The organism is Burkholderia sp. A2, from assembly GCF_001729305.1.
GTDB classification, from domain to species: domain Bacteria; phylum Pseudomonadota; class Gammaproteobacteria; order Burkholderiales; family Burkholderiaceae; genus Burkholderia; species Burkholderia sola.
Genome location: NZ_LZXX01000086.1, coordinates 147,992 through 160,048 on the forward strand (window position 1 = coordinate 147,992; position 12,057 = coordinate 160,048).

Here is a 12,057-nt window from a genome sequence, read left to right on the forward strand (position 1 = left end):
ATTTTCACACTACAGGGCGTTGCTGCCCCCGACATTGCGCGCACGCGCACGCCCTATCGCCCGCTGTCAACCCATAGTTTTTATTCGCTGGCGCCAATGATTTTGGTTTTGTCAGATAGATGACATCGAATCATCAAATGACAACGATCTAACAGCCCGATGACCTGCGCGTTCGCCCATACCGTCGAATCCCGCTTTGCCGAGCTGACGCCGACCGCGAAACGCATCGCCAGCTACATGCTCGCGAACCTCGATCGGCTCGGCCTCGAAACCGCCGACCAGATCGCGCAGCAGACCGGCACCAGCGGCATTTCGGTCGGGCGTTTCCTGCGCAGCGTCGGTTACCGGAATCTCGACGACCTGAAACGCGAACTGCGCGGCGGCGGCGACCGCCCGTGGATGATCACCGACCGGCTCGACGAATACCGCCGCGCCACCACGACGCCCACGACCGCCCACGCGCGCGCCGGCGATCGCAGCGGCGGCACGCTCGCCGCATCGCTCGACCGCGAACTCGACGCGATCCGCCACGTGTACCGGCTCGCCGAAGAACCGGTGTTCGCGCAGGTCGCGGACCGGATCGCGCATGCCGATGCCGTCTTCATCCTCGGCATCCAGTCGACGCGCGGCATCAGCAACGCATTCAGCAGCTACCTCGAATACCTGCGCCCGCGCGTGTTCTATTCCGACGGCCAGTCGGGCTCGTACGTCGATTCGCTGAATTCCGAGTCCGAACGGCCGTACTGCATCGTCACCGACACGCGCGCCTATTCGCGCAGCGCGCGCCGCTATTGCCAGGCCGCCGCCGAGCGCGGCCAGCCGTTCGCGCTGGTCACCGATCTGTATTGCCCGTGGGCGCGCGAGTGGCCGGCCGACCTGCTGCAGGTGAAGACCGACGTCGGCCAGTTCTGGGATTCGCTCGCGCCGCTCACCTGCCTGTTCAACCTGCTGATCACCGCCGTGGTCGACCGCCTCGGTCCCGCGATCGACCGGCGCGTCGCGCGCAACCGCGAACTGCAGCGCACGTTCGACCAATTCGAATCCTGAGCGAACCGGACCGCCGATGAACCCTCACCGCCTCGTCGAAATCACGCCCGCCACGCATCGCGTCGAGATCGATCTCGTCTACGCAACCGAGCGCAACCTGACCGGCAAACCGATCTACCGCCACGCGCACTGTCTGCTGCTCGAGCCGGCCGAAGCCGCGCTGCGCCGCGCGGTCGACGTCGCCGCGCAAGCCGGCTTCACGCTGCGCATCTACGACGCGTACCGGCCGCCGCAGGCGCAGCAGGTGCTGTGGGATTTCCTGCCCGACCCGAACTTCGTCGCCGATCTCGGCCGCGGGTCGAACCACAGCCGCGGCACCGCCATCGACCTGACGCTCGTCGGCGCGAATGGCGCGCCGCTCGACATGGGCACCGGCTTCGACGAGATGGTGGCCGCGTCGGGGCACTTTCACGCGGGGCTGCCCGAGCCCGTGCAACGCAACCGGCTGCTGCTGCTCGGCGTGATGCATGCGGGCGGCTTCGCGCACATCGACAGCGAATGGTGGCACTACGAGTTGCCGGGTTCGCACGCGCTGCCGCCGATCGACAACGCGGCGAGCGGCCCGTGGCGCCTGATGTGACGACGCCGCACGCCCTCTTTTTCATGCACGTTCACGTTCAACGACTCAAACGACAGATGGAGAAGCGCCCATGAAATTCCCGACCTCCCCGCTCGTCGCGGCGCTGGCCGCCGCGTCCCTGCTCGCCGCCGTTCCGTTTTCCGCCGCCCGCGCGGAAACGCCGAAAGACATGTTCGTGATGGCCACGCTGCTCGACGAATTCACGACGCTCGACCCGGGCGAGATCTACGAGTTGGTGCCCGAGGAATACGTCGCGAACACGTACGACCGGCTCGTGCGCGTCGACCTGCGCGATCCGTCGAAATTCAACGGCGACGTCGCGCAATCGTGGACGGTGAGCCCGGACGGGCTGACCTATACGTTCAAGCTGCGCGCGGGCCTCAAGTTCCACTCGGGCAACCCGCTGACGGCCGACGACGTCGCGTGGTCGATCCAGCGCACGGTGCTGCTCGACAAGGGCCCGGCCGCGGTGCTGGCCGGCATCGGGCTCACGAAGGCCAACGTCGCGGCGAACGTGAAGAAGCTGGACGACCAGACGGTGTCGATCACGACCGACCGCAAATACGCGCCGACCTTCGTGCTGAACGTGCTCGGCTCGTGGCCCGCGTCGGTGCTCGACAAGAAGCTGCTGCTGTCGTACCAGCAGGGCAACGACTTCGGCAACGCGTGGCTGAAGACCAACGAGGCCGGCTCCGGCGGCTACAAGCTCGTCAAGTGGGCGGCCGGCGACAGCATCGTGTTGCAACGCTTCGACGGCTACCGGCTGCCGCTCGCGATGAAACGCATCGTGCTGCGCCACGTGCCCGAAGCCGCGAGCCAGCGACTACTGCTGGAAAACGGCGACGTCGACGCGGCGCGCGACCTGAGCCCCGACGATCTCGCGTCGGTCGTGAAATCGGGCAAGGCGAAGGTATCGGCCTCGCCGCAGGCGACGCTGCTGTATCTCGGCCTGAACACGAAGAACCCGACGCTCGCGAAGCCCGACGTGCAGGAGGCGCTGAAGTGGCTGGTCGACTATTCGGGCATCCAGTCCAACGTCGTGAAGACGACCTACAAGGTGCACCAGACCTTCCTGCCCGAAGGTTTCCTCGGCACGCTGAATTCGAATCCGTACAAGCTCGACGTCGCGAAGGCGAAGGCGCTGCTCGCGAAGGCCGGCGTGCCGAACGGCTTCTCGGTGACGATGGACGTGCGCAACGATTATCCGTACACGGAGATCGCACAGGCCGTGCAGGCGAATTTCGCGCAGGCGGGCGTCAAGGTGCAGTTGATCCCCGGCGACAACAAGCAGACGCTCGCGAAATACCGCGCACGCCAGCACGACATCTACATCGGCGAATGGTCGGCCGACTACATCGACCCGCACAGCAACGCGCAGGGTTTCGCATGGAATCCGGACAACGGCGACAAATCGAGCTATAAGATGCTGGCCTGGCGCAACAGCTGGGACATTCCGCAACTGACGAAGGAAACCGACGCCGCGCTCGCCGAGCCGACCGCCGCGCAACGCGCGCAGCGGTACCAGGCGATGCAGAAGGAGATGCTCGCGCGCTCGCCGTTCGTGATCATGTTCGAGAAGGTCGCGCAGGTCGCGACGCGGCCCGGCGTGAGCGGGCTCGAAGTCGGGCCGATCAACGATCTCGTGTCGTACCGTAACCTGAAGAAGCAATAAGCATTGGGAGAATGTGCGGCGCGGCGAACACCGTCGGCACGCGGCTTCGGGATGGGCGCGGGAAAATTCATCCGCCGCCGCACGCAGGTAGCGCATTTCCGCATCGAAATACTTGAGGAACGGCTTCTCGTTCTCTGGGGGATCGTTTCCACGGGCCGTTCATGGTTGCATCTCCGGCGGCAAAGGTGGTGGCGGCAGGAATGCCGGCTGGCTGCCGCCCTTGCCGACGACAAAAATTCGCTCCGGCATCCGGAAGCCTCGCAGCTTCAGCAGATCCAGCGGTCCGGCACCTACCTGTGCTCGCAGCACATAGCGCAGCGGTTCGTCGTGTGGCGCGTTCCACGTGAGTTGATAACGGGTGCTGTCGAGCGGCTTCACGTCGGCCTTGCCCAACAAACGCAGGAATGCCCAGTCGCCCGTCGCATCGAATGCCTGCCGCAATCCCGCACCGACCGTCTGCCACGTCAGCCCCGCGTGCCCGTTCAGGCCATTGCCGGGCCATGCGAGCGGTGTCCAGCTTTCCCGTTGGTTGAAGTAGACGATCTGCTTGCCGTCCACCGACAGTTCCGAACGCGTCACGTTTGGCGTCGGCAGCGCCATCATCTCGAAGCGCTCGCCCGCATCGCCCTGCAGATACAACTGGGCACCCACGGTCGACAACTGGCGCAGGCCGGAGAGGAACTTCGGATCGAACTGCAGTGCCTGGGGCGCCAATTCGTCCGGCACCCAGTGGTCGCCCTCCATCGTCAGCACGCCAGCCAGTTGCGTCGAGACGAAGCGCGCGATCAGGCCGGTGTCGGGGCGCACGTAGCGCCCGAGTTCGGCAAACGACGCATCGGTGTTTGTATCGAAGAACGGATACCGGCCGTTCATGGCCGCGTTGAACGGCATGGCGACGCTTGAGCGCCACGCCCCGTTCAGGCTCGCGGCGGCCGGCTGCAAGATGGTCTGCCACGCTCCCTCGAGCGGCTGAGCGAATGCAGCACTGCCGAAGCCCGACCATGCAGCGCCTAGGCTTGCGGCGGTGAGCGCGGCATCGTCGCGGGCCTGCGAGAGATCCGACAGCTTGCCCTGGAATACCGCCTGCGCGAGCGAGCGGGCCATCGCTTGCGCATCGGCGCTGCCCGCGATCTGCTGTAGCTTCAGGCGCATCGTCGTCACGGCCGTCAGATAGCGCGATAGACTCACGCCGTTCAGCGCGATATTGGCGGGCATGTTGCCCTCGCCGTTGCCGCCGGCTGGTGCGGCGCCGACGTCGCCCATCAGCGCAAGCAGTGGGCCGAATGGCTTGTCGAGAGGATGGACGGCCCGCGCGTCCAACTGCTCGTCGCTGCCGATCAGGCTTTGCGCCTTGCGCACCAACGTGTCGCTCAACGCCTGCGACGGGCGGCCCGCCTGCGCCTGATCTTGCACCGCCTTCATCAGCGCGATCAGCGGCGAGGTCTGCGTATCCGCGAGGCGGGACAACTGATCGATCGCACCATTCAGATTCGCCGCCGGTTGCCACTGGATGCTGTTGAGCATGTGCTGCCACGCAGCCGCATACTCGGCGAAGTAGCGCGCAGTCAGGCGTTGTTTCAACTCCTCGGCCACGCGCTTCTCATCGATTGCCGCCACTGTCTTGATGGTGCCCACCGAAAGCACATTGCCGATAGTCTGCGCCGACTGTGCACCGGTCAGCACCCAATCACCGCTCACGCGACGTTCGCGCGACGCCTTGTCGATCGCCGCTGCGACCATGCCGTCCCACGCAGCACGGGTATAGATCCCCGGCACCGTCTGCGCGGTCGTAAAAAGACCATGTGCATCCGCACCGGCGAGCAGCGTCGCCAGCGACGCATCCGCATACTTGCCGCGTGCTGCATCGAGGATGCCCTGATACAGCATGTCGTCGCTGCCTGCCAGCCCGATCTGATTGACGAGCGTCGAGCGCATCTGTGCGACAAGCGGCATCGATGCGTCGATCCGCCAGACCGGGTGCGCCTGGAGGTGTGTCGCCCAAAACCCGGCCAGTTGCTGCGAGATATCAAGCCATTCGCCCGCACGCATGCCGGCAGGCGCGGGCCATACGTCGAGCAGTTGGGTCTTGAGGAAGGGCGCATCGGTCCGCGACGGCTCGGCCAGCATCAGATAGGCCTTGAGGCGGTTATACGCGCGCGCCCGCGCGTCGCGGCTCTGCTGTTCGTCGTCACGAACCTGAGAGAGCTGGGTAAGCTGGCCTTCCAGCGCCTGCACGACTGGTTGCCGCAAATTGCGTGCGGCGATCGTCCGATATGGCAACCACAGCGCGTCGAGCAGTTCATCGTTGCGCGACAGGCCCGCGCGCAAGTACCACGGCACCCCATGCAGCTGGCGGTATTCCAGCAGGCTGATCTGCTTCTGCAGCGCGAGTTGCGCGTGCAACGCCTGCGGCGTGCCGGGCGGAGCGGTTAGCGCCACGTCGGCCACTGCTTGCACTTCGCGAACCAGTACACGGTTACCGATGCCGGACATCACCAGCATTACCAACCACGCAATCGCCCCGAACAGCGCGCACCCCGCCAACACGTTCGGCCAGTAAAGCTTCGTGCGGCGGCCCCGGTAGTGGCACACACCGGCGGCGATCTTCCGCCAGACGGGGAGCAGCGCAACCGGTTGTTCGCGCGTGACCGCTTCCACCGGTATCGCCGGGGCGGACGGATCTTGCACGTCATCGGCGACTTCCGGGATCGGCACCGGGACAGTGGATGCCCCCGGAAGGACTGGCACGAACATGATCCCCGTCAGCGGTACGCGCAGCCACTTCGATGCAGCGAGCGCTTGCCAGCCTTCGATCATCCGCTCGCGTTGGTCGCCAATGTATTGCGAAATCTCCAGCAGCCACGTGTACCAGTGCGGCTGGCCGCCCATGCGTACTCCAGCATCTGCAGTCTTGTATTCGAGGTCACGCAATCTGTCCAGCAGGAAGGCTCCGGCGGTTTGCATCTCCTTGCGCGAACTGCTTGGCATGAATGTCCCAACCGGATCGAACCGTTCGGGTAGATTGCCGCCTTTAGCCTCGACCGGATGTAGAAACGTGATCGGAGCGGCCCGGCCCAAAGCGATGGCAATCGTCGAGAGCGTACGAGGCAGCTCGGGATCGGCATCGCTCGCGCAGGCCACCTGTACCAAGCCGTCAACCGGGTTGCGGCGACGCAACTCCCGGATCTGGCCGAGCCACTTCGTCGACTCAATCCCGTCAGGCGATGCGTGTACCAGCACCGTTTCGTCCACGTGCATGATGCCGGCCTGCTTGAGGCCGGGCGCGACCTGATCGATCCGGTCATCCGTGCCGTTCACCAATAGCCAGCACAGGCGGCGGCGCCAGAACCAACCGTGCGCGACGCGTAATTCCTCATAAAGACATTGCAGCCGGGCGTCACGCTTCGGCGGCTTCAGCCTCGTGGACGTTGTTCTCATCTCACCCGTTTCAAGACGAAATAATCGGGCAGCGCTCGCATAGGCGCCCGTGGAGATCGAATACAGATGAGTGGTCACGACGGCGACGAGTAACACCGGAATGCCGGTCATTATCTGCATACGATGCATACCGTCTGCAATGCCGAGATGATCGCCATAAAACCAGATCAGCCAGAGCGCTACGACGGCAAGCACCAACGCGGCGAGAGGCAAGCCCCAGATCGCCGCGCGGCTCGGAGTCGCCTTCTCGGCGGAAACTTGGCGCTCGATGTGCTGCAGGTTATTTTTGGATATCGACATGCGCGGAAATCATTTGATCTTCGGATATGACATGGAGAATGGCCGACTGAAGACCATCGACGACAAGTTGAGGTCCGTCATCGGTGGGCGCTTCGATGGCAGCGGCAATCGACAACAAGCTATTGCCCGCGCAGGCGTCGCCGACAATCCGATCCAGCCTGCACTGCGCAGCGTCTTTTGCCGCAGCCAGAAATCCGGCGGCACGCAAAACCTCGTCGCACCTTTCGATTGGACGGGTGATCCACGCGCTCTTCACCGCCCCGGGTTCAGTCTTGCCGCAGATTGCGGCATCGGCGAAACCGTATTCGGGTTCGGCGGCATCACATGCGATGGGCCTGCACAGCTTCGCTTTCAGGCTGACTTCTGACGGAAACTTGAAATAGCCAGCATCAAGCAATACGGCGGCACATCCCTCGGAGAAGCCTTCGTCAATGTCATCGTCGTACCACGCTGCAGCAATGACGAGAAGCGGACGACGCTCGTGCGCATCGAGCCACGCATCGGCCACCAGCAATCCGTCGCTAGCTGGCGCTGGCTGAACCGCCAGCGGGGGGAGTCCTGCCAGACGCATCGCATCGCGAACCTGGGCGAGACGCTGGTTCGCCACTTTCGATTCGACCAGTACGCGTACTTGGGGCCAATAGGTCGCTCCGTATCGAGTCAGCGCGCGGATACTCTCGATCAACGGTTCAAGCGCCAAACGAAGCATCTGAACGGCGGGTGCGATCTTCACCGGTTCGGATGGATCATCTGTCTGGTCGTCTTCTCCACTCGTCGTGAACGCGGTAGCAAGTAACGGATCGTCGTCCGCAAATCGGTTGCATAAAACCTTGCCTGGACCGTGCCGAGGGGCTTGCATTTTCAGGATCGGCCTTTTCGCTTCCAGAACTTCGGACAAGGATTTGCCCGCCAGCGGCAAGCAATAGCCTGCACCGAGTACGTGTAGCGGGCGCTGTGCGAATCTGATTTTCTCCGCGAGCCAGCGATCACGATGATGGTTGCGCCAGTACGCGCGATACCACAGCACTTCGTAGCCGGCGCGGCCGAAACCGAGCAGCACCAGGAACAATCCGTTCGGCACGCCAACGATCCAGCTCCAGAACTTGAGGCCGCTTGCTGGCTCGCCTTTGGGCCATGCCAGCAACACGAACGCCGGGCCGAATACGTTGCAGACGAGCCACGTACACGCCCATGGCCAGAAACGCATTCGATGGGGGTACGCGCTGGGGCGTCCGGCGGGAGAAAAGTCGACCGGCATCAGACAATATTGACGTTCTGTAGCGACGAAATCAGCCGGCACCCGCAGGCACATCGATGGTGATGCATGGCGATGAACCTGCCGTCGCGATCGGGAAAACGCTCGTAGCCTTCGTCAATGGTGGTCGGTCCGTGCCGGTCACAGATTGCGCCGTCGCCCTTGCGGGCGAGTGGCTTGCCCATGAATACGGTCCACGGGGAGCCGCTGGTGACTTCGCCACCGTGTTCGAGTTTGTCGCCCTTTCGGATGGGAGATTTCATTTTTGGAATGCCATTTCTGTGGTGTTTAAAAGACCGCACTTGTGTCATCTGTCGTCACGACGCGTCGATTGCCCTGAATTGCCCACACTTGGACAGGCTCCGTCCGTGCAATCCATTTTCCCTTTTGACGTGTTGCGCGACATTCATTCAACGAGGGGTGTCGCTGCATTGATCCGAGACCGTCAAAAGTTGACACTTAATTGCACCATGATCGAAGACGGAAATATCCGGACAATACATGATCGTGCCGCCCGCAACTGGGGTTTTCTTCCAGCGCCATCGTTCCGTTCGGACTAGCTTCGTCGACGGCGAGTGGCCGTTCTTCTTTCTGAAGATCGTGGAGTGATATCGGATCATTGCGCGACAGGGACACTTGCTGCCACGGGTTTTGATCCTGAAGTATCAACGAATTCGACGCTGCGAAGGACTTCAATAACATATGAGAGCAGACTGCCATTCGGATCACTAAGGTACATGACAGGTTCACCACCACATACGGCCATACCTTCGTGAAAAATACAGAATGACAAGTAGCGCTCGCGCTGACCTGGATCACCATCCTTATCGTCCTGGATCAAATAGAATCCGTTCCCGTTGACCGCTTCCAGGTTGTAAACATTGGTGAATGCACCCAGAAGCTCTTTATCTCTCGCGCTCTCGAAATAAGGGATCCACTTTTTTCCGTATTCATCATAGAGAGCACCATATTGGCGCGCGACTTCGTTTTTCGATTTTTTGACAAAATTAACGCATGCAAAATTAATACCGAACTTCGAAAATGCATTTTTAATTTGCTGATTTTCCGTCCAGTAAGACGCATTTAATGGCATCCCGCTGACCAAGTGGCCATTGAAATAGTCAACAATACTAATTACACATTGCTCGCCCATATCAACTACAAGCCTCGATGGTTTATCGTCTAAGAAAGTTCCACCTTTGGCGTACGATCCAAATTGGACGAATACGAAAATTATCTCAATCAAAATTGCACTCAATTTGTCACGCATACTCAATCTCTCCGGGGAATGCGCCCCTCAGGAAACTCGTGTGAGGGAGCGCCTGATTCGTCTGGAAATTTGACTTCCGCCAGCACCGCTAGCGCTTGCGCGAATGCCACGCACCGGGCGATATAGCCATTAAATGGTTTATGGAGACGGCCTACGGCAGCAGGAAGGTTCACAGCAGCCGACGCGTCCCGAAAATTCATGCTGTGATAATAGATCTTGCTGACTGGTGGGTTCGGACGGGGACGTTGACGGTCCGGCGGTCGCGTAGCAGTTACTGCACGCCGCTCCAAGATGATTGGCCTATCAGCGTAACGCCCCATACCCATTTTTGCCCAGTAGTACCCGGCACTATCGGCAGGAGCAAAGGTGTCTTCGGGCGTTACAGGCTGGCCCTCAGCACCGACTTGCTCGCGCCACGTTAGCATTACAGGCGTTACGCCACTGACTGGATCCGCTAAATAAGTTCGGGCCTGTGCTCGATGCCCATCGGCTCGGGCCTGCGCGTGTGCCAAGTTGTTGCGTGTGGTTTGCGAGATCAGAGCGTTGCGTCCACGAAAATCCCAGTAGCCGATGTAATTTGACGAATGTGTAAGCTGCAGAAATCCGCGACCATCCCACGGGTAGTACCACTCGTTACGATTGTTCTCGTGCAATTTTTCAAGCCATTGGGTTTCCTGCAAAGAATTTCCAAAGAACGTCGCCATGCGACCAGGCGAAGAAACAGTGTATTTTCGCAAAGCACAATTCAACGGAACCCGATGAGCGTTAGAGATATCTGATCGGCGCCTCGAATAGGCCACTTCTTCGTAATACAACCGGTGGGTTCCTGCTTCGCGCAGGACCTCTATTGGCAACAACTGTTTGAATTCGCTCGCGCTCAACCATGCACACTTCCTGAAATGCCGAATAAACGCCAAGGGATGAAAAAACCAGACCTTCTGTCCAGCAAGCGGCGTCTTATCCAGAAATTGGAACTTGCTCAAGAATTCAATGAACTTCTCGTACCCGTCCGGATTGGCATCTTTCTGCTTACCGAAGAATCCATCCGGCTCGTTCAATCCCTGATACCGCTCGTCGTTGTCGGACGGGTCCCACTCGCTGCGCGCCTTGCACACCAGTCCCCTAAGTTTTTCGCGCGCGCCCGCTGCGTTCCGCACGTAGCCTGCGAGTTGCAGGTTGACGCTATCGTCATTGTTCCTGTCGTATTCGAGCGGCGAGATCATGCCGGACGCGGCTTGCGGATCCGCGACGCCAGTCAGACGGCAAAGCTCATCGTAGCCGCAGAGTCCATCGTGATTGAATGGCGTATTGTCGTCATCGACCTTTTGCCAATCCTTGAAGAACGGGAAATCCGCATCAGAAAGCTTGACGATCGCGTCTGATGCGATGTTGATATATCCCTGGCTTCCGTTCTCATCGACTGGCACCGCGACCCAAGTATCACAAGCCGCACCCGAGAGCGTCGGATCGTCCGAGAGAATGCGCCCAAACCGAAGCATTTCGTAGCCATCGCTCGGGCAATCGGAATAGAGCGCCATCGAACGCTGATACAGGTCGTACTCGTATTGCTTCGTGTCGTTGTCGTACGGGTCAGCGACCGGGGCAGGCGTGAGCAAGGTGACGCTACCACTGTTGCCGCGGTCGATCCACGCCTGCGTATAGCGCCGTCCCTTGTTGAACCAGGCTTCGACATAGAGCGTGTCGTTTTCACCAATTGAACCGCCCTGCACTGGAGGAAACCAGGCGTCACTCATACCCGCCGGCTGAGGCACGAAATCCATCGGGCCGGGAATGACAAAATACGTATGTCCCCAATAGTCGCCCGACGTAGGCTGAACGGGGTTCTTTTCACCTAGCTGAACCTTGTGGCCGTCCTGCTCGAACCAGGCCGTGAAATCATCGTCTGCCATGAAGATTTCAAAGTGCAGATGCCGAACACCCTGATGCCAGCCGACATAACCAAGTATGTCCTTGCGATACACCTTTTTCGTACCGCCCGGCTGAACCACGCCATCCTTGCCCTCTGCCGTATCGAGCCGCCATTTCGGCAGGGCGTTCGCCGATCCGGTCGCTGGCGGATCGTTCGGTTGAGGCGCGACATCTTGCTGCCCGGTCATGTCCAGCAGGTGCATATAGAGCGAGTAATACGTGATCGTGCGCCCGTCTCCCGTGTCGGTCGTGTGCCTGAGCAGGACGAAACCGGCATTCGAGTTCCGTTCCAGCTGCCCTGTCGTCGGATCGATCCTGCCATCGGACAGGGCGTTCTTGCAGATCCGATAGGCCACCACGTCACCGTCGGCAATCGCGCGCACGGGTTCGTGCTGCTCGCTCGGCGCCAGATGAATGCCGCCGTGAAAACGCCGGTCGAAGGCGACCGGGTAGACCCCGTGATGGCCGATCTCGAACTGGTCGACGGCGTCCATCATGGGGTCCGGCCTCGACGCATCATTGGACGACAGACCCGATGCGGGCAAAAAAGGAGGGCTGATGATCAT

Annotated in this window: 8 protein-coding genes; 3 read left to right on the forward strand and 5 right to left on the reverse strand. The window is 61.1% G+C overall.

Going from position 1 to position 12,057, the window contains the following annotated elements:
• Nucleotides 1–159 precede the first annotated feature (159 nt).
• The 3 genes from sapR (at nucleotide 160) to A9Z05_RS10260 (ending at nucleotide 3,299) form a co-directional block, all read left to right on the forward strand.
• Nucleotides 160–1,047, forward strand: a complete 888-nt coding sequence (gene sapR, locus A9Z05_RS10250) for a sap1 transcriptional regulator SapR (RefSeq protein ID WP_069617986.1) — start codon at nucleotides 160–162, stop codon at nucleotides 1,045–1,047.
• Between the two features lie 16 nt (nucleotides 1,048–1,063).
• On the forward strand, nucleotides 1,064–1,627 hold the full coding sequence (gene ddpX / locus A9Z05_RS10255) for a D-alanyl-D-alanine dipeptidase (protein ID WP_069617987.1): 564 nt from the start codon (nucleotides 1,064–1,066) through the stop codon (nucleotides 1,625–1,627).
• A 70-nt stretch (nucleotides 1,628–1,697) separates the two neighbouring features.
• Nucleotides 1,698–3,299: an ABC transporter substrate-binding protein gene (locus A9Z05_RS10260; protein ID WP_069617988.1), complete on the forward strand. Its 1,602-nt coding sequence runs from the start codon at nucleotides 1,698–1,700 to the stop codon at nucleotides 3,297–3,299.
• A 159-nt stretch (nucleotides 3,300–3,458) separates the two neighbouring features.
• On the opposite strand, the gene A9Z05_RS10265 is transcribed toward A9Z05_RS10260, so the two are convergent.
• The 5 genes from A9Z05_RS10265 to A9Z05_RS10275 all read right to left on the reverse strand — a co-directional run bounded on the left by A9Z05_RS10265 (nucleotide 3,459) and on the right by A9Z05_RS10275 (nucleotide 12,057).
• Nucleotides 3,459–7,037, reverse strand: a complete 3,579-nt coding sequence (locus tag A9Z05_RS10265) for an ImcF-related family protein (RefSeq protein WP_069617989.1) — start codon at nucleotides 7,035–7,037, stop codon at nucleotides 3,459–3,461.
• Entirely contained in the window at nucleotides 7,018–8,184 is a 1,167-nt protein-coding gene (locus A9Z05_RS10270; RefSeq protein WP_256121945.1) for a hypothetical protein, read from the reverse strand. Before A9Z05_RS10270 ends, A9Z05_RS10265 begins: the two co-directional genes overlap by 20 nt.
• Nucleotides 8,185–8,294: 110 nt before the next feature.
• Nucleotides 8,295–8,555: a PAAR domain-containing protein gene (locus A9Z05_RS34470; protein WP_084044186.1), complete on the reverse strand. Its 261-nt coding sequence runs from the start codon at nucleotides 8,553–8,555 to the stop codon at nucleotides 8,295–8,297.
• Nucleotides 8,556–8,908: 353 nt separating this feature from the next.
• Nucleotides 8,909–9,562, reverse strand: coding sequence for a hypothetical protein (locus tag A9Z05_RS36080; protein ID WP_141723397.1), 654 nt, complete (start codon nucleotides 9,560–9,562; stop codon nucleotides 8,909–8,911).
• Between the two features lie 2 nt (nucleotides 9,563–9,564).
• On the reverse strand, nucleotides 9,565–12,057 hold the full coding sequence (locus A9Z05_RS10275) for a M23 family metallopeptidase (RefSeq protein WP_069617991.1): 2,493 nt from the start codon (nucleotides 12,055–12,057) through the stop codon (nucleotides 9,565–9,567).